Raw genomic sequence first — 19098 nt, forward strand, 5'->3', positions numbered from 1 at the left:
TTTCTGCGGCGTTTGTGTTTACTTCACTTTAACCAGCGTACGGCCTTGCGCCTGGTTATTAATGATGGCTTCAGCGAACTTCGGCGCATCGGCCAGCGAAATTTCCGTCGCTGCCTGTGCGTAGAACGATTCTGGTAAATCCTTCACCAGACGCTGCCAGGCCTCTGCGCGGCGCGCCGGCGGTGTCATTACGGAATCGACCCCTTGCAGGCGGACGTTGCGCAAAATAAATGGCATCACCGTCGTCGGCAGGGCAAAACCACCCGCCAGGCCACAGGCCGCAACACAGCCGCCGTAGTTCATCTGCGCCAGCACTTTCGCCAGCACTTTATCGCCCACGGTATCAATCGCTCCGGCCCACAGTTGTTTTTCCAGCGGACGAGATTCGGCGAACTCATCACGGCCCAGAATACGGCTTGCGCCTAACTGGCGGAGATAATCATGGGTGCTTTCGCGTCCAGACACCGCAACAACCTGATAGCCCAGCTTATGCAACAGTGCGACTGCGGTACTGCCGACGCCGCCACTGGCGCCGGTGACCACGATTTCACCGTCTTGCGGGCGAATGCCTGCCTCTTCAAGAGCCATCACGCACAGCATGGCGGTAAATCCGGCGGTACCGATCACCATCGCTTTACGGCTGTCCAGCCCTTTTGGCAGCGCTACCAGCCAGTCCGCTTTCACGCGTGCCTGTTCTGCCAGACCGCCCCAATGGTTTTCGCCCACGCCCCAACCGGTCAGCAACACTTCCTGGCCCGCATGAAAACGAGGATCTTCGCTGGCCCGAACGGTGCCGGCGAAATCAATACCAGGAATCATCGGAAAGTTGCGGATGATTTTTCCTTTTCCGGTGATGGCGAGCGCATCTTTATAGTTCAGACTGGACCAGTGGACATCCACGGTGACATCGCCTTCTGGCAGCCGACTTTCTTCGATAGTCTGCACGGATGCAAGGGTTTTACCGTCCTGCTGTTCTAAGATCAAAGCCTGCATAACCTGTCCTCAATTCTGCATGGTGGATTGGAAAATGACGTCTGAAGACTATACTCGCTAATTGAAACGTGAAGCCGATGCAACGCAATAAATTGCCAGATACACCTGATTTGGTAGTATGCACTCACTCTTTGCGCAACCGGACGAATTTTGCGTTTGGTTAAGCTGTTCCGTGTCGCAATTCAACCGTCGGAGTTAACTCAAGGATGCGATTAACGACGAAATTCTCAGCTTTTGTCACGCTGCTCACCGGGTTAACGATCTTTGTCACCCTGATCGGCTGCTCGCTGAGCTTTTATAATGCTATCCAGTACAAGATGAACCATCGTGTCCAGGCGGTGGCGACAGCGATTGATACGCATCTTGTTTCTCGCGATTTCAAACAGTTAACGTCGCAGATCGATGAACTGATGGTGTCAGCGGACGTCGTGCGCGTGGATCTCCGGCAGGGCGATAAGGTCATTTATAGCCAAACACGCAACAGCAGCTATCGCCCGGTTGGCACCAGTAATCTCTTTCGCGAGCTCTCGGTTCCGCTGATGAAGCACCCGGGAATGACGATGGATCTGGTCTATCAGGATCCGATGGGCAACTATTTTCATTCACTGATGACCACTGCGCCGCTCACGCTGGCCATTGGCTTTATTGTGCTGATGCTGTTTCTGTCGGTACGTTGGCTTCAGCGCCAACTTTCCGGCCAGGAACTGCTGGAGATACGTTCGACGCGAATTTTGAACGGAGAACGCGGCGCCAGCGTGCGCGGTACGGTCTATGAATGGCCGGCGCGCACCAGCAGCGCGCTGGATATGTTGTTGGCCGAAATCCAGAGTGCCCAGGAGCAGCGGAGCCGACTCGATACGCTGATTCGATCTTACGCCGCGCAGGACACCAAAACTGGCCTCAGCAATCGACTCTTTTTTGACAACCAACTGGCGACGCTGCTGGACGATCAGGAAAAAGTCGGCGCGCATGGCGTGGTGATGATGATTCGCCTACCGGACTTTAACCTGCTGCGCGACAGTTGGGGGCGTAACCTGGCTGAAGAAGAGCTTTTCAGCCTGATCAATTTATTGTCCACTTTTATGATGCGTTATCCGGGGGCACTGCTGGCGCGCTACCACCGCAGCGACTTTGCCGTTCTTCTGCCACACCGTACTCTGAAAGAGGCGGAAAGCGTGGCTGGACAATTATTAAAAGCGGTTGATGCACTTCCGACTAATAAAATGCTCGATCGTGACGATATGGTACATATCGGCATTTGCGCCTGGCGCAGCGGACAGTCGACCGAACAGGTGATGGAACATGCGGAAGCGGCGACCCGCAACGCCGTGTTGCAGGGCGGGAATAGCTGGACGGTGTATGACGATTCGTTGCCGGAAAAAGGGCGTGGCAATGTGCGCTGGCGGACGCTGATTGAACAGATGCTCAGCCGCGGCGGCCCGCGAATCTATCAGAAACCGGCCGTCACCCGGGACGGGCACGTTCATCATCGGGAACTGATGTGCCGCATCTTTGATGGTAATGAAGAGGTCAGTTCGGCGGAATACATGCCGATGGTTTTACAGTTTGGTTTATCAGAAGAGTATGACCGCTTACAAATAAGTCGTGTCATCCCGCTGTTGAACTACTGGCCAGAAGAGAATCTGGCGATACAGGTGACGGTTGAGTCACTGATTCGTCCGCGTTTTCAGCGTTGGTTACGCGATACCTTGATGCAGTGTGAAAAATCGCAACGAAAACGCATAATTATTGAACTTGCAGAGGCGGATGTAGGTCAACACATCAGCCGATTGCAGCCTGTTATCCGTTTAGTGAATGCATTGGGGGTTCGGGTTGCCGTCACGCAGGCGGGTTTAACGCTGGTGAGTACCAGCTGGATTAAAGAACTCAATGTGGAATTGATCAAGCTCCATCCGAGTCTGGTCAGGAATATTGAGAAGCGAACGGAAAACCAGTTGCTGGTTCAAAGTCTGGTGGAAGCCTGCTCGGGCACCAACACCCAGGTTTACGCAACGGGCGTACGTTCGCGCGGTGAGTGGCAGACGCTGACAGCGCGTGGTGTTTCCGGTGGACAGGGGGATTTTTTTGCTGCCTCCCAGCCGCTGGATACCAATGTGAAAAAATATTCTCAAAGATACTCGGTTTAACCTGCCGTTTGTTCAGTTTTCACGTAGAATAACGCGCGCTGTGCCTTCATGGGGGTGTGCTTGTCTGCTCGCCATTTTGTAACAGCACATATGCAGGTGAATGACCTTAAACCGGTTGCAAATGAGGGCGAGGATTGCTGCTAAAGTGCTCAGCCCTGAGGGACTCAGGTAGAGATTTGTAACAAAGGAAACGAACTGCACTAATTTTCACCGTAGCAGATGATTTTTGCGCCTTGTCGCTGCTGCGTGTGGTTGGTAAAGTAAGCGGATTTTGTTTTCCGCCCCAGCTTTCAGGATTATCCCTTAGTATGTTGAAAAAATTTCGTGGCATGTTTTCCAATGACTTGTCCATTGACCTGGGTACCGCGAATACCCTCATTTATGTAAAAGGACAAGGCATCGTATTGAATGAGCCTTCCGTTGTGGCCATTCGTCAGGATCGTGCCGGTTCACCGAAAAGCGTGGCTGCAGTAGGTCATGATGCGAAGCAGATGCTGGGTCGTACACCGGGCAATATTGCTGCTATTCGCCCAATGAAAGACGGCGTTATTGCTGACTTCTTCGTGACTGAAAAAATGCTCCAGCACTTCATCAAGCAAGTGCACAGCAACAGCTTTATGCGTCCAAGCCCGCGTGTGCTGGTGTGTGTACCGGTTGGTGCCACTCAGGTTGAGCGTCGTGCTATTCGTGAATCCGCACAGGGCGCTGGCGCCCGCGAAGTCTTCCTGATCGAAGAGCCGATGGCTGCGGCAATTGGTGCTGGCCTGCCGGTTTCTGAGGCGACCGGTTCAATGGTTGTGGACATCGGTGGCGGTACGACGGAAGTCGCCGTTATCTCCCTGAACGGCGTGGTCTATTCCTCTTCTGTACGTATCGGCGGCGATCGCTTCGACGAAGCAATCATTAATTATGTGCGCCGTAACTACGGATCGCTTATCGGTGAAGCCACCGCAGAACGTATCAAGCATGAAATCGGTTCCGCCTATCCGGGCGACGAAGTGCGTGAAATTGAAGTGCGCGGTCGTAACCTGGCAGAAGGGGTTCCTCGCGGCTTTACCCTGAACTCTAACGAGATTCTGGAAGCCCTGCAGGAGCCGCTGACCGGTATCGTTAGCGCGGTGATGGTTGCACTGGAACAGTGCCCGCCGGAACTGGCGTCTGATATCTCCGAGCGCGGTATGGTGCTCACTGGCGGTGGCGCGCTGTTGCGTAACCTTGATCGTCTGTTAATGGAAGAAACCGGTATTCCAGTTGTTGTTGCTGAAGACCCGCTGACCTGTGTGGCGCGTGGCGGCGGCAAAGCGCTGGAAATGATCGATATGCACGGCGGCGACCTGTTCAGCGAAGAGTAATCGGATGCCGGCAGGAGAGCGTCACGCTGTCCTGCCGACTCTGATACGAGAATACGCAAACTTATGAAGCCAATTTTTAGCCGTGGCCCGTCGCTACAGATTCGCCTTATTCTGGCGGTGTTGGTGGCGCTCGGCGTTATTATTGCCGACAGCCGCCTGGGTACGTTCAGTCAGATCCGTACGTACATGGATACCGCCGTCAGTCCTTTCTACTTTATTTCCAATGGTCCCCGTGAACTGCTTGATGGCGTCTCGCAAACGCTCGCGTCGCGCGACCAGCTTGAGCTTGAAAACCGGGCGCTGCGTCAGGAACTGCTGCTGAAAAACAGCGAGCTGTTGATGCTGGGGCAGTACAAACAGGAGAACGCGCGTCTGCGCGAGCTGCTGGGTTCGCCGCTGCGTCAGGATGAACAAAAGATGGTGACGCAGGTCATCTCCACGGTTAACGATCCTTACAGCGACCAGGTGGTTATCGACAAAGGCAGCGTGAACGGCGTTTACGAAGGCCAGCCAGTGATCAGCGATAAAGGCGTTGTCGGCCAGGTCGTCGCAGTGGCGAAACTGACCAGCCGCGTTCTGCTGATTTGCGATGCCACTCATGCCTTGCCTATTCAGGTGTTGCGCAACGACATCCGGGTGATCGCGGCTGGCAACGGCTGCACCGACGATTTGCAACTCGAACACCTGCCGGCCAATACCGATATTCGCGTTGGCGACGTGCTGGTCACGTCGGGGCTGGGCGGCCGTTTCCCGGAAGGCTATCCGGTGGCGGTTGTCTCTTCCGTTAAGTTGGATACCCAACGTGCTTACACTGTGATTCAGGCGCGCCCTACCGCGGGCTTGCAACGTCTGCGCTATCTGCTGCTGCTGTGGGGGGCCGACCGTAACGGTGCCAACCCGATGACGCCGGAAGAAGTGCATCGTGTCGCGAATGAACGTCTGATGCAGATGATGCCGCAAGTGCTGCCGTCTCCGGATATGATGGGGCCGCCGCCGCCCGTGCCTGCACCAGCGACCGGTATCACTTCGTCATCTGCCGCTCCGCCAGCTGGTACGACGCCGCCTGCACCGCGCGCGCCGGGAGGCCAGTAGTGGCAAGCTATCGTAGCCAGGGACGCTGGGTTATCTGGCTCTCGTTCTTTATCGCACTGTTACTGCAAGTGATGCCCTGGCCGGAAGAGATCATTGTCTTTCGGCCAAACTGGGTGCTGCTCATTTTACTCTACTGGATCCTCGCCCTGCCGCACCGTGTCAATGTGGGCACAGGTTTCGTGATGGGTGCCATACTGGATCTCATTAGCGGTTCCACGCTTGGCGTGAGGGCGTTGTCGATGAGTATCATCGCTTATCTGGTTGCGCTGAAATTTCAGCTCTTTCGCAATCTGGCGCTCTGGCAACAGGCGCTGGTGGTGATGTTGCTTTCGCTCGTGGTGGATATTATTGTTTTCTGGTCAGAGTTTTTAGTGATCAACGTCTCTTTCAGGCCTGAAGTATTCTGGAGTAGTGTAGTCAACGGTGTGCTCTGGCCGTGGCTTTTCTTGCTGATGCGCAAAGTCCGCCAGCAATTTGCAGTGCAATAAAGGTTTCTATGACGTCTTTATACTTAGCTTCTGGTTCGCCGCGCCGCCAGGAATTGCTCTCGCAATTAGGCATTTCTTTCGAACGTATTGTCACGGGAATAGAAGAAACGCGTGGCGAGGGAGAAAGCGCACAGCAGTATGTGTCACGCCTGGCGCGGGAAAAAGCCCGGGCCGGTGTGGCGCTGACGCCGCGCGATCTTCCCGTGCTGGGAGCGGATACCATCGTTATCCTCAACGGTGAAGTGTTAGAGAAGCCGCGTGACGCACACCATGCGGCGCTGATGTTGCGTAAATTATCCGGGCAAACGCATCAGGTGATGACGGCCGTTGCGTTGGCGGATAGCCAGTATGTGCTCGACTGCCTGGTGATGACCGAGGTGACGTTCAGAGCGCTGACGGATGCGGATATCGCTGACTATATCGCCAGCGGTGAACCGATGGATAAAGCAGGTGCATACGGTATTCAGGGGCAGGGTGGCTGTTTTGTCAGGAAGATAAATGGCAGCTATCACGCCGTGGTCGGCTTACCGCTGGTTGAAACGTATGAGTTGCTGAGCAATTTTAACTCACTGCGTGAGAAAAGGGATAAACATGACGGCTGAATTGTTGGTAAACGTAACGCCATCGGAAACACGCGTGGCGTACATTGATGGCGGTATTCTGCAGGAAATTCATATTGAGCGCGAAGCGCGACGCGGGATCGTAGGCAATATCTACAAAGGTCGGGTCAGTCGCGTACTTCCGGGTATGCAGGCGGCTTTTGTAGATATTGGGCTGGATAAAGCCGCGTTTCTTCACGCTTCTGACATTATGCCGCACACTGAATGCGTGGCGGGGGAAGAGCAGAAGCAGTTCACCGTTCGCGATATTTCAGAGCTGGTGCGTCAGGGGCAAGACCTGATGGTGCAGGTGGTAAAAGATCCGCTGGGCACCAAAGGCGCGCGCCTGACAACCGACATCACCTTACCGTCTCGCTATCTGGTCTTTATGCCTGGCGCCTCGCACGTTGGCGTTTCTCAGCGTATCGAAAGCGAAGCCGAGCGTGAGCGACTGAAAAAAGTGGTCGCCGAGTACTGCGACGAGCAGGGCGGATTTATCATCCGTACCGCGGCGGAAGGGGTCTGTGAAGAGGATCTGGCGTCAGATGCTGCGTACCTTAAGCGCGTCTGGACCAAAGTGATGGAACGCAAAAAGCGCCCGCAGACGCGTTACCAGATGTATGGCGAACTGGCGCTGGCACAGCGTGTGCTGCGTGATTTTGCCGACGCGCAGTTAGACCGAATTCGCGTGGATTCCCGTCTGACCTATGAAGCCCTGCTGGAATTTACGGCGGAGTACATCCCGGAAATGACCAGCAAGCTGGAGCATTACAGCGGACGTCAGCCGATTTTCGATCTCTTCGACGTTGAAAATGAGATCCAACGTGCGCTGGAGCGCAAAGTTGAACTGAAATCCGGCGGCTACCTGATTATCGATCAGACTGAAGCGATGACCACCGTCGATATCAACACTGGCGCGTTTGTCGGCCATCGTAATCTCGATGACACCATCTTCAACACCAATATTGAAGCGACCCAGGCGATTGCCCGCCAACTGCGACTGCGTAATCTCGGCGGCATCATTATTATCGATTTTATCGACATGAATAATGAAGATCACCGTCGACGGGTGCTGCATTCGCTTGAGCAGGCGCTGAGTAAAGATCGGGTGAAAACCAGCATTAACGGTTTTTCCCAGTTGGGTCTGGTAGAAATGACGCGCAAGCGCACGCGTGAGAGCGTGGAGCATGTGCTGTGCAACGAGTGTCCGACCTGTCATGGACGCGGCACGGTGAAAACAGTGGAAACCGTCTGCTATGAGATCATGCGTGAAATCGTTCGCGTGCACCATGCTTACGACTCTGACCGCTTCCTGGTCTATGCTTCTCCTTCCGTTGCGGAAACGCTGAAAGGGGAAGAGTCGCACGCGCTGGCGGAAGTGGAGATTTTTGTCGGCAAACAGGTCAAAGTGCAAATTGAACCGCTCTATAACCAGGAGCAGTTTGACGTCGTCATGATGTAAAACGACTGTGCCCGATGGCGCTGCGCTTATCGGGCCTACAAACCAGACGTAGGCTGGATAAGGCGTTCACGCCGCCATCCGGAGAAGTGGGTTTGTGAGTCACATTTTTAGGCAGACAAGGAGAGACGCGTGAGGCGATTGCCGGGGATATTATTGCTCACTGGAGCCGCGCTCGTTGTTGTCGTAGCGCTGCTGGTCAGTGGTTTGCGCCTGGCATTACCGCATCTCGACAGCTGGCGTCCGACGATCCTCAGCAAAATTGAGTCTGCAACGGGACTGCCGGTCAAAGCCAGCCAGATCTCTGCCAACTGGCAAAATTTCGGTCCCACCCTCGAAGCGCGTGATATCCACGCGGAACTGAAAGACGGCGGTGAATTCTCGGTTAAACGCGTTACCCTGGCGCTGGATGTCTGGCAGAGTTTGCTGCACATGCGCTGGCAGTTTCGCGATCTCACCTTCTGGCAACTGAACTTCCGTACCAACACGCCGATTGAGCGCAGCGAAAGCGGTGACGGGCTGGAAGCCAGCCGAATCAACGATCTTTTCCTGCGCCAGTTCGATCACTTCGATCTCCGCGACAGCCAAATCAGCTTTCTGACGCTCTCCGGCCAGCGCGCCGAACTGGCGATTCCGCAACTCACCTGGGTTAACGGTAAAAACCGCCACCGCGCGGAAGGACAGGTGAGCCTCTCCAGTCTGACCGGCCAGCACGGCATCATGCAGGTGCGCATGGATCTGCGTGATGACGACGGTCTGCTGAATAATGGTCGGGTCTGGCTGCAGGCTGACGACATCGACGTGAAGCCGTGGCTGGGCAAGTGGATGCAGGATAACGTGGCGCTGGAGACCGCGCGCTTCAGTCTTGAAGGCTGGATGACCATCAGCAAAGGTGAAATCGCCGGTGGCGATGTCTGGCTGAAACAAGGCGGAGCGAGCTGGAAAGGCGACAATCACTCCCATACGCTCTCTGTGGACAACCTGACGGCACATATCAGCCGTGAACAGCCCGGCTGGCAGTTTTCTATTCCTGATACCCGCATCACGATGGACGGCAAGGCATGGCCGCGCGGTGCGCTACAGCTTGCCTGGATCCCTGAACAGGAAGTCGGCGGCGTGGACAGCAAACGCAGTGACGAACTGCGCATTCGCGCCAGCCATCTGGAGTTGACCGGGCTTGAGGGGCTGCGCCCGATGGTGTCGAAGCTTTCGCCCGCGCTGGGTGATATCTGGCTTGCCACTCAACCGAGTGGAAATATCGATACCCTGGCGCTGGATATCCCACTCCAGGCCACGGAAAAGACCCGTTTTCAGGCGTCATGGCGCGATCTGGCATGGAAGCAGTGGAAGCTGTTGCCTGGGGGAGAGCATTTCTCCGGAACGCTCTCCGGGAGCGTGGAAAACGGCGCGCTGACCGCGTCGATGAAACAGGCAAAAATGCCCTACGAAACGGTCTTTCGCGCGCCATTAGAAATTGAAGACGGTGTTGCCACGCTGAACTGGCTGAAGAATGACAAAGGCTTTCAACTGGACGGGCGCAACATCGACGTGAAGGCGAAAGCGGTTCATGCGCGCGGCGGTTTCCGCTATCTGCAACCGGCAGGCGATGACCCCTGGCTGGGGATTCTGGCTGGCATCAGCACTGACGACGGCTCTCAGGCCTGGCGTTACTTCCCGGAGAATCTGATGGGCAAGGCGCTGGTGGACTATCTCAGCGGCGCGATTCAGGGCGGAGAAGCGGATAATGCGACGCTGGTGTACGGCGGGAATCCGCATTTGTTCCCGTACAAGCACAATGAAGGCCAGTTTGAAGTGCTGGTCCCGCTGCGCAATGCGAAATTTGCCTTCCAGCCGGACTGGCCTGCACTGACCGATCTGAGTATCGAACTGGATTTTCTCAACGACGGCCTGTGGATGAAAACCGATGGCGTCAATTTAGGCGGCGTGAAGGCCACGAACCTGACGGCTATTATCCCGGACTACGCCAAAGAAAAGTTGCTGATTGACGCCGATATTCAGGGGCCAGGCAAAGCGGTAGGACCGTATTTTGACGACACGCCGTTGAAGACGTCGCTGGGCGCCACGCTTGAGCAGTTGCAGATCGATGGCGATGTGAATGCTCGCTTACATCTGGATATCCCGCTGGACGGCGAAATGGTTACCGCAAAGGGCGATGTGTCGCTGCGCGATAACAGCCTGTTCATCAAACCGCTCGACAGCACCCTGAAAAACCTCAGCGGCAAATTCAGTTTTATCAATGGCAACCTGAAAAGCGAGCCGATGACGGCGAATTGGTTCAATCAGCCGCTGAACGTTGATTTTACAACCACAGAGGGCGCGAAAGCCTATCAGGTCGCGGTGAATCTCAACGGCAACTGGCAGCCCGCTCGCACCGGTGTGTTGCCTTCGCAGGTTAATGAGGCGCTCGGCGGCAGCATGGCGTGGAACGGTAAGGTGGGGATTGACCTGCCGTATCATTCCGGCACGACGTATAACATTGAACTGAACGGCGATCTCAGGAATGTAAGTAGTCACTTACCTTCTCCGCTGGATAAAGAGGCTGGCGCGGCGTTACCCGTTAAAATCAAAGCAACCGGCGATCTGCGCAGCTTTACGCTGACCGGTAGCGCCGGGCAGGAAAATCATTTTAACAGCCGCTGGTTGCTGAATCAGAAACTGACGTTGGATCGTGCAATCTGGACGGCAGAAAGCCAGACGGCACCGCCTTTGCCTGAACGGGAAGGTATTGAGCTGAATCTGCCATCGATGGATGGTGCGCAATGGCTGGCCCTGTTCCAGAAAGGCGCGGTCGATAACGTTGGGGCCAACGCGAATTTCCCACAACATGTCACGTTGCGTACGCCTGCGTTAACGCTGGGAGGACAGCAGTGGAACAACCTGAGTATCGTTTCTGAACCGGCGCCGAATGGCACTAAAGTCGAGGCACAGGGGCGTGAGATCAATGCCACGCTGGCAATGCGCAATAACGCGCCGTGGCAGGCTTTTATCAAATACCTTTATTACAACCCCACCGTAGCCACAACGGATAAAAGCGACGCACCAGCTTCGCCATTTGCATCCGTAGAACGCTTTAGTTTCCGCGGCTGGCCTGACGTGCAGTTGCGCTGTGAAGAGTGCTGGATGTGGGGACAGAAGTACGGACGTATCGATGCGGATGTAGCCATTCAGGGCGACACCCTGAACCTGAGTAACGGCCTGCTGGATACCGGCTTCACCCGACTGACGGCGGATGGACAGTGGGTAAACACCCCCGGCAGTGAACGCACCTCTTTAAAAGGGAAGCTGCGGGGTAATAAGATTGATGCGGCGGCAGGATTCTTTGGCGTCTCCACCCCCATTCGCAACGCGTCGTTTAACGTTGATTACGATCTGCACTGGCGCAACCCGCCGTGGAAGCCGGAAGAAGCCTCGCTGAACGGCATTATCCGCACCCGCTTGGGCAAAGGGGATATCACCGAATTAAGCACCGGGCACGCGGGGCAGTTGCTGCGCCTGCTGAGCTTTGACGCACTGCTGCGCAAACTACGCTTTGATTTTAGCGATACCTTCAACGAAGGATTTTACTTCGACTCCATTCGCAGTACCGCCTGGATCAAAGACGGCATATTGCATACGGACGACACGCTGGTGGACGGACTGGAAGCGGATATCGCCATGAAAGGATCGGTCAACCTGGTGCGCCGCGAACTGGATGTTGAAGCGGTGGTGGCTCCGGAAATCTCCGCCACGGTGGGGGTGGCAGCCGCGTTTGCGGTGAACCCGATCGTTGGCGCGGCGGTCTTTGCCGCCAGTAAAGTGCTTGGACCGCTGTGGAGTAAAGTCTCGATTCTGCGCTATCGGATCACCGGTCCGCTCGACAAACCGCAGATCAACGAAGTCCTGCGCCAGCCGCGGAAAGAAAATTCGCAATGATTTGACGAGGGCAAGGAATTGCCCCACTCTCAGTACATAGATCCTCTATCGCAGTCACTAACGAGTAGCAATAACGATGAGTCTGAACCTGGTAAGTGAACAATTGCTAGCGGCGAACGGCCTGAAACATCAGGATTTGTTTGCCATTCTGGGCCAACTGGCCGAACGTCGTCTCGATTACGGCGATCTCTATTTTCAGTCGAGCTATCACGAATCCTGGGTTTTAGAAGACCGCATCATTAAAGATGGTTCTTACAATATCGATCAGGGCGTTGGCGTTCGCGCAGTGAGCGGTGAAAAAACCGGATTTGCCTATGCTGACCAGATTAGCCTGCAGGCGCTGGAACAGAGCGCGCGCGCCGCGCGTACCATCGTGCGAGACAATGGCGACGGGAAAGTGAAGACCCTCGGTGCCGTGGAGTATCCGGCGCTGTACACCTCTGTCGATCCGCTGCAAAGCATGAGCCGTGAAGAGAAACTCGATATCCTGCGCCGCGTCGATAAAGTCGCCCGCGAAGCGGATAAACGCGTGCAGGAAGTGTCGGCGAGCCTGACCGGCGTGTATGAATTGATCCTGGTTGCTGCCACCGACGGGACGCTGGCCGCCGATGTGCGTCCGCTGGTGCGTCTGTCGGTCAGCGTGCAGGTGGAAGAAGACGGTAAACGTGAGCGCGGTGCCAGCGGTGGCGGCGGGCGCTTTGGTTATGATTATTTCCTCGCGGATCTGGACGGCGACGTCCGCGCCGACGTATGGGCGAAAGAGGCCGTGCGTATGGCGCTGGTGAACCTGTCTGCGGTCGCGGCACCCGCCGGGACACTGCCTGTCGTATTGGGTGCCGGCTGGCCGGGTGTGCTGCTGCATGAAGCAGTGGGGCATGGTCTGGAAGGAGACTTTAACCGTCGCGGCACATCCGTATTCAGCGGTCATATGGGTGAACTGGTGGCTTCTGAGCTGTGTACCGTGGTGGACGATGGCACGATGGCGGATCGCCGGGGGTCCGTGGCTATTGACGACGAAGGGACGCCGGGTCAGTACAACGTATTGATCGAAAACGGCATTCTGAAAGGTTACATGCAGGACAAACTGAATGCGCGACTGATGGGCGTGGCGCCGACCGGGAACGGTCGCCGCGAGTCTTACGCGCATTTGCCGATGCCGCGCATGACCAACACCTATATGCTGCCGGGCAAATCCACGCCGCAGGAGATCATTGAGTCCGTAGAGTACGGGATCTATGCGCCAAACTTTGGCGGCGGTCAGGTGGATATCACCTCCGGTAAGTTTGTCTTCTCTACCTCAGAGGCTTATCTGATTGAGAATGGCAAAGTAACGAAACCGGTGAAAGGAGCCACGCTGATTGGTTCGGGTATCGAAGCGATGCAGCAGATTTCGATGGTCGGAAACGACCTGAAGCTGGATAACGGCGTCGGCGTCTGTGGCAAAGAAGGCCAGAGCCTGCCGGTTGGTGTGGGTCAACCGACGCTGAAGGTGGATAACCTGACCGTCGGCGGTACTGCGTAGCCCTATTTTCCGGATGGCGGCAAAACGCCCCATCCGGCCAGCGCTTGTTTCAGTCTGAATTGATATGTTCCTTACAATATCGCCGTTTCCATGCGGCTGGCGTCAGGCCAGTATGCTTGCGAAAAATCTGCCGAAAATATCCAACGTCATTAAATCCACACTTTTCCGACACTTCGCTGAGTGCCAGCGAATCGCTAATTAACAGTTTTTCTGCGGCACTGACGCGCTGTCGATGAATGGCTTCGGTCATCGTCATATGAAATATCCGTCGGTAAACCCGTCCCAGGTAATCGGCGTTGCAATGCAACTCCCGGGCAAGCTGCGATGTGGAGAGTGGCAGGTGATACTGGGTGCGAATTTGCTTGCGCGCCTTATAGGCCAACGCCACGCCAGCGCTATCACCGTGGGTTTCGCTCCCCGCCGCTGAGGCGATTTGCTGCAAAATCAACAGCAAAATAAATTCCAGTGCCGGGCCGTGACGCCTGTTTTCCTGTTCGCTTAAAAACTGACGAAACAGCGACATGACGTACTGTGGGCTGCTGACGCTGATATGCTGCGGTAACGAGAGTAACTGTGTCGGATTTGTTGTCGCGGGCAGCACGTCAAAATGCACCCAGTAAAATGTGAGATCCGGCGGGAAATCCCCAATCCCGACGTGGCGGCGCTGAGGCCACAGCAACAAGCTTTCTCCGGCCTTAACCTCAAACTGGACGTCGTTCTCTCTAATGGTCAGCGTCCCCTGTTGTACAAAAATCAACTCCCAGGATTCCAGCCTGCGTGCCGGATGGCTGCCTACGCCGCGCGAGATGAACAAACCGCCGTTTTGTACCCTAATCGGAAGCGCTATGGATAAATCAAGCATGGATATGTAATTTCTCGCGTTTTTTTTAGGCGTAAATGACCTTTCTATATGATTAATAAAAAGTTATTTGATATTTGCCGATCGGCCTCACAGTTTTGCCGGCAGGTCGGAATCGTCATCTTTTTATACCTGTTTATCGCCTTGTTGGCACGGTAATTCCGGGCAAAATGACATCTGAATTTTCTTATTAAAACCGGAATCCTGCGAATTTATCGGGATAAATCTGCTTCAGACGAGGAACCTTTTTATGACCTCTACATCACTGACGGAAACGGATATTGCCGGAAGTCATCCCGACGAAAAATTGTCGATCCGAGAAAAGATTGGCTACGGGCTGGGCGACGCGGGTGGCACGGTGATCACCTGCCTGATCATGAACTTTTTGACCTTTTTCTACACCGATGTCTTCGGGCTGACGCCCGCACTGGTTGGCACCTTGTTTTTGGTGCTGCGCGTTTTCGACGCTATTTCCGATCCGATTATGGGCGCGGTTGCTGACCGTACCCGCAGCCGCTGGGGGCGTTTTCGCCCGTGGCAACTGTGGATCGCCGTGCCCATCGGCGTTATCGGCGTACTGACCTTTACCGTTCCGGACGCATCAACGGGGGTCAAAATCGCCTGGGCCTTTGGCACGTATTTGTTGCTTTCGGTGAGCTATACCGCGATTAACGTTCCTTATTGTGCGCTAATCAATACCATGACCACGCGCCACACTGAAGTCATTGCCTGCCAGTCCTGGCGCTTTGTGCTGTGCGGTGTGGCGGGCTTTTTGGTCTCCGTCGGGCTGCCGTGGCTGGTGGAGACGCTCGGCCATGGCAACACCGCGCAGGGTTACCAGCTTGGCGTCGGCGTACTGTGCGCCGTCGCGGTGGTAATGTTCCTGTGCTGCTTCTTCTGGGTACGTGAGCGGGTGTCGCTCAACATGATGGGCCACTTTTCCCTGCGCGAACATCTGGCGGGCCTGCGCAAAAACGACCAGTTACTGCTGATGCTGTTGATGTCATTCCTACTGATTAACGTGTTTAATATTCGCGGCGGCGGCTACATGTACTTCATCACCTACGTGTTGCAGGGCAGCACCGCCTACACCTCGCTGTTTTTTACCATGGTGACGTTCGCTTCCATTATCGGTTCGGTGATGGTTAACCTGCTGTCGCGCCGCATTGATACGGTCAAACTCTACTATCACACTAACCTGGTGTTAGCTTTACTTGCGGTCATTATGTGGTTTCTGCCCGCCAGTCCTGACTGGCAGACGTTATGGTTGGTCGTGATCCTCGGGAACGGCATTATCCTTGGCTTTACCCTACCGCTGCACTTTTCGCTGATGGCCTTTGCCGACGACTACGGCGAGTGGAAAACCGGCGTGCGTTCCTCCGGCATGAACTTTGCCTTCAACCTGTTCTTTATCAAGCTGGCATGGGCCTCCAGCGCCGGAATTATCAGCCTGGTGTTTATTGCCGTTGCTTACAGGGCAGGGGCGGAAAACCAGACGCCCGCGTCATTGCAGGGGATTTTCTCAATGGAAAGCCTGCTGCCCGCACTGTTCCACCTGCTGCTGGCGCTGTCTATCCGCGCCTGTAAACTCAATAACCCGATGATGGCCCGTATTTCCGGTGATTTACGCCAGCGTCACGCCCAGGCCCTGTAGGAGCAAAAAAATGAAACCTGAAATCATGGAAGTGGATCTCCACCGGCTTAAGGTCAGCGATCCGTTTTTCGGCCAGTACCAGCAACTGGTGCGCGATGTGGTAATCCCTTATCAGTGGGATGCGCTTAACGATCGTATTGCGGAAGCGGAACCCAGCCATGCGATTGAAAACTTCCGTATCGCCGCCGGGCGGCAGCAGGGGGAGTTTTACGGCATGGTGTTCCAGGACAGCGATGTGGCGAAATGGCTGGAGGCGGTGGCGTGGTCGCTGTGCCAGAAGCCAGATGCGGAACTTGAGAAAACCGCCGACGAGGTGATCGAGCTGATTGCCGCCGCCCAGTGTGAAGACGGTTATCTGAATACGTATTTCACCGCCAAAGCGCCGGATAAGCGCTGGAGCAATCTGGCCGAATGCCACGAGCTTTACTGCGCCGGACATATGATTGAAGCGGGCGTCGCCTTCTTTCAGGCCACCGGCAAGCGTAGCCTGCTGAACGTGGTGTGCCGCTTTGCTGACTATATCGACAGCGTGTTCGGCAAAGAAGAGCACAAGCTGCACGGTTATCCCGGCCACCCGGAGGTGGAGCTGGCGCTGATGCGGCTGTATGAAGTGACACAGGAGCCGCGCTATCTGAATCTGTCGCGCTATTTTGTCGAAGCGCGCGGTACGCAGCCGCACTATTACGACATTGAGTTTGAAAAACGCGGTGGCACTTCGCACTGGCTGATTTACGGCGCGGGCTGGATGACGCACGATAAGGACTACAGCCAGGCGCATTTACCGTTAGCGGATCAACAGACGGCCATCGGTCACGCGGTGCGTTTTGTCTACCTGATGACCGGCGTGGCACATCTGGCGCGCTTAAGTCAGGACGAAGAAAAACGCCAGATCTGCCTGCGTCTGTGGAAAAACATGGCGCAGCGCCAGCTGTACATCACCGGCGGTATCGGTTCGCAGGGACGTGGTGAAGCGTTCAGTTGCGACTACGATCTGCCAAACGATACGGTATACGCCGAAAGCTGCGCCTCCATCGGCCTGATGATGTTTGCGCGTCGGATGCTGGAAATGGAAGCCGACAGCCAGTACGCCGACGTGATGGAGCGCGCGCTCTACAATACTGTGTTGGGCGGCATGGCGTTGGACGGTAAGCATTTCTTCTATGTGAATCCGCTGGAAGTGCAGCCAAACGTACTGAAATTCAACCATATTTACGATCACATCAAACCTGTTCGTCAGCGCTGGTTCGGCTGCGCCTGCTGCCCGCCGAATATCGCGCGTACGCTGACCTCTATTGGTCACTATATTTATACGCCGCGCCCGGAAGCGCTCTATATCAATCTGTATATCGGCAACCGCGTAACGGTTCCGGTCAATGGCGGTGAGCTGGGCCTGAAAATTAGCGGTAATTTCCCCTGGCAGGAACGGGTGGAGATAAGTATCGACTCCCCACAGCCGGTGGCGCATACGCTGGCGCTGCGGCTGCCGGACTGGTGCGACAAGCCACAGGTGTTGCTCAACGGTTCGCCTGCCGAGGGTGAGGTACGCAAGGGCTATCTGCATATCCGCCGTGACTGGGGAGCGGGCGACACCCTCACGTTAACGCTGCCGATGCCGGTACGCCGTGTTTACGGCAATCCGCAGGTGCGCCACGTGGCGGGTAAAGTCGCGCTACAACGCGGGCCGTTGGTGTACTGTCTGGAAGAAGCCGACAACGGCGCGTTACTGCATAATCTGAGCCTGCCGAAAGAGAGCGCGTTTACCGCCATCGAAGGGAAAGGTATTTTCGCGCATAACGTTCTGATTCAGGCGCAGGGATACCGGCAAAGCCCAAAACAGCAGGGCGAGCAGCCGCTGTGGCACTACGACACCGCCCCCGGTGCGCGTCAGGATCACACGCTGACGTTTATCCCATGGTTTAGCTGGGCCAACCGCGGCGAAGGGGAGATGCGGATTTGGGTGGATGAGGCGTAGTCAGACGGCTGGCGTGTTTCTGGCGGATAACGGGGTTTTTTGGCCGTTATCCGCTATTGTCTCGCCTGAATAAGGTGTCTATTTCTCTTTTCCTCGTCCGTGCATTCCCTGAAAAATCGTTGCCACGTCGACGAAATAGTCGGTCAGGTAGTTAATCACCACCTGCACTTTCAGTGGCAGTTTGTCTTTTTCGGTATACAGCGCATAGACCGGACGCGGATCGGACTGGTAGCGCGGCAGTAAGATCTCAAGCTCGCCCCGATTGATCTCGTTGATCACCCACATCAGCGGGACATAGGCGACCCCCGCACCGGCGGTCAGCCAGCGGTTGAGGGTCATCGGATCGTTAGTGACGAATCGCCCTTGTGGGATCAGTCGCGTGGAGATCCCTTCCGGGGCGATCAGTTCGAATTCATTATCCGGACGCACGCTGTATTCCAGCCAGGAGTGGTTGGTGAGGTCGGCCGGTTTTTCCGGTATACCGTATTGGGCGAGATAGCTTTTCGCTGCGCACAGCACCATCGGCATTGCGCCCAGGCGACGGGAAAACAGACTGGAATCCTGCAGGGCGCCCACGCGGATGACGACATCCAGGCCGTCGGCAATCAGATCGGGTGCCGGAATACCGGTGACCAGATTGACCGTCAGGCCTGGATGCTCTTTGAGCATTTTGGCGGTGATCCCCGCGAGGACATTTTGTGCCATGGTTGAAGAACAGCCAATGCGCAGCGTACCAATCGGCGTGTTGTTAAAGGCGTAAAGCTGCTCATGAACATCCTGCACTTCATGCAGCATACGCCGACAGCCCTGATAATAAATTTTGCCAGCTTCAGTAAGCCCAATGCTGCGCGTGCTGCGGTTCAGCAACTTAACCTGCAGCTCATCTTCCAGTTTTGCCACCGTCTGGCTGATCGACGAAACACTCATTTGTAACCGTCTGGCAGCGGCGGTGAAGGAACCAAATTCCACCACTTTCGCGAACACCGACATGCGTTTTAATCGTTCCATTATTCACTCTGACTTAAAAG

13 protein-coding genes are annotated in these 19098 nt (G+C 55.5%); 10 read left to right on the forward strand and 3 right to left on the reverse strand.

Annotated elements, in window-relative coordinates; all coding sequences use genetic code 11:
• Positions 1-18 precede the first annotated feature (18 nt).
• Positions 19-993: an acrylyl-CoA reductase (NADPH) gene (acuI, locus tag QQZ17_RS04820; RefSeq protein WP_152406196.1), complete on the reverse strand. Its 975-nt coding sequence runs from the start codon at positions 991-993 to the stop codon at positions 19-21.
• 206 nt (positions 994-1199) lie between these two features.
• Between acuI and csrD the strand changes: the two genes are divergently transcribed.
• The 8 genes from csrD (at position 1200) to tldD (ending at position 13585) form a co-directional block, all read left to right on the forward strand.
• Positions 1200-3140 carry an RNase E specificity factor CsrD gene (csrD, locus tag QQZ17_RS04825; RefSeq protein ID WP_152406195.1) on the forward strand — a complete coding sequence of 647 codons (1941 nt, stop codon included), beginning with the start codon at positions 1200-1202 and terminating at the stop codon, positions 3138-3140.
• Positions 3141-3448: 308 nt separating this feature from the next.
• Complete coding sequence (mreB, locus tag QQZ17_RS04830; RefSeq protein ID WP_000913396.1) at positions 3449-4492, forward strand: rod shape-determining protein MreB; 1044 nt, start codon at positions 3449-3451, stop codon at positions 4490-4492.
• 63 nt (positions 4493-4555) lie between these two features.
• Positions 4556-5584: a rod shape-determining protein MreC gene (gene mreC, locus QQZ17_RS04835; protein WP_152406194.1), complete on the forward strand. Its 1029-nt coding sequence runs from the start codon at positions 4556-4558 to the stop codon at positions 5582-5584.
• Positions 5584-6072: a rod shape-determining protein MreD gene (gene mreD, locus QQZ17_RS04840; protein ID WP_042324970.1), complete on the forward strand. Its 489-nt coding sequence runs from the start codon at positions 5584-5586 to the stop codon at positions 6070-6072. The genes mreC and mreD overlap by 1 nt, the downstream gene beginning before the upstream one ends.
• A gap of 8 nt (positions 6073-6080) precedes the next feature.
• The gene (locus QQZ17_RS04845; protein WP_152406193.1) at positions 6081-6674 is read left to right on the forward strand and encodes a Maf family protein; all 594 of its coding nucleotides are present in this window, start codon (positions 6081-6083) and stop codon (positions 6672-6674) included.
• A complete protein-coding gene (gene rng, locus QQZ17_RS04850; protein ID WP_046488475.1) occupies positions 6664-8133 on the forward strand; it encodes a ribonuclease G in 1470 nt (489 codons plus the stop codon). Before QQZ17_RS04845 ends, rng begins: the two co-directional genes overlap by 11 nt.
• Positions 8134-8262: 129 nt before the next feature.
• Entirely contained in the window at positions 8263-12063 is a 3801-nt protein-coding gene (yhdP, locus tag QQZ17_RS04855; protein WP_152406192.1) for an AsmA2 domain-containing protein YhdP, read from the forward strand.
• 76 nt (positions 12064-12139) lie between these two features.
• Entirely contained in the window at positions 12140-13585 is a 1446-nt protein-coding gene (tldD, locus tag QQZ17_RS04860; RefSeq protein ID WP_152406191.1) for a metalloprotease TldD, read from the forward strand.
• 49 nt (positions 13586-13634) lie between these two features.
• Here tldD and QQZ17_RS04865 read toward each other — a convergent pair whose 3' ends face one another.
• A complete protein-coding gene (locus tag QQZ17_RS04865; RefSeq protein WP_152406190.1) occupies positions 13635-14447 on the reverse strand; it encodes a helix-turn-helix domain-containing protein in 813 nt (270 codons plus the stop codon).
• A 247-nt stretch (positions 14448-14694) separates the two neighbouring features.
• Between QQZ17_RS04865 and QQZ17_RS04870 the strand changes: the two genes are divergently transcribed.
• Together QQZ17_RS04870 and QQZ17_RS04875 are read left to right on the forward strand one after the other, a co-directional pair.
• Complete coding sequence (locus QQZ17_RS04870; protein ID WP_152406189.1) at positions 14695-16098, forward strand: MFS transporter; 1404 nt, start codon at positions 14695-14697, stop codon at positions 16096-16098.
• Between the two features lie 10 nt (positions 16099-16108).
• On the forward strand, positions 16109-18070 hold the full coding sequence (locus QQZ17_RS04875) for a glycoside hydrolase family 127 protein (protein WP_152406188.1): 1962 nt from the start codon (positions 16109-16111) through the stop codon (positions 18068-18070).
• A 78-nt stretch (positions 18071-18148) separates the two neighbouring features.
• Here the strand turns inward: QQZ17_RS04875 and aaeR are convergent, their stop codons facing one another.
• Positions 18149-19078 (reverse strand): HTH-type transcriptional activator AaeR, encoded by a 930-nt coding sequence (gene aaeR, locus QQZ17_RS04880; RefSeq protein WP_152406187.1) that lies wholly within the window; start codon positions 19076-19078, stop codon positions 18149-18151.
• Positions 19079-19098 lie beyond the last annotated feature (20 nt).

Source organism: Citrobacter sp. T1.2D-1 (assembly GCF_950098555.1).
In the GTDB taxonomy this organism is placed as follows: Bacteria; Pseudomonadota; Gammaproteobacteria; order Enterobacterales; family Enterobacteriaceae; genus Citrobacter_A; species Citrobacter_A telavivensis.

Bases quoted from the DNA above. Each gene is read 5' to 3' on its own strand.
- acuI (WP_152406196.1), bottom strand. From the start codon at position 993: ATGCAGGCTTTGATCTTAGAACAGCAGGACGGTAAAACCCTTGCATCC.
- csrD (WP_152406195.1), top strand. From the start codon at position 1,200: ATGCGATTAACGACGAAATTCTCAGCTTTTGTCACGCTGCTCACCGGG.
- mreB (WP_000913396.1), top strand. From the start codon at position 3,449: ATGTTGAAAAAATTTCGTGGCATGTTTTCCAATGACTTGTCCATTGAC.
- mreC (WP_152406194.1), top strand. From the start codon at position 4,556: ATGAAGCCAATTTTTAGCCGTGGCCCGTCGCTACAGATTCGCCTTATT.
- QQZ17_RS04845 (WP_152406193.1), top strand. From the start codon at position 6,081: ATGACGTCTTTATACTTAGCTTCTGGTTCGCCGCGCCGCCAGGAATTG.
- rng (WP_046488475.1), top strand. From the start codon at position 6,664: ATGACGGCTGAATTGTTGGTAAACGTAACGCCATCGGAAACACGCGTG.
- tldD (WP_152406191.1), top strand. From the start codon at position 12,140: ATGAGTCTGAACCTGGTAAGTGAACAATTGCTAGCGGCGAACGGCCTG.
- QQZ17_RS04865 (WP_152406190.1), bottom strand. From the start codon at position 14,447: ATGCTTGATTTATCCATAGCGCTTCCGATTAGGGTACAAAACGGCGGT.
- QQZ17_RS04870 (WP_152406189.1), top strand. From the start codon at position 14,695: ATGACCTCTACATCACTGACGGAAACGGATATTGCCGGAAGTCATCCC.
- QQZ17_RS04875 (WP_152406188.1), top strand. From the start codon at position 16,109: ATGAAACCTGAAATCATGGAAGTGGATCTCCACCGGCTTAAGGTCAGC.
- aaeR (WP_152406187.1), bottom strand. From the start codon at position 19,078: ATGGAACGATTAAAACGCATGTCGGTGTTCGCGAAAGTGGTGGAATTT.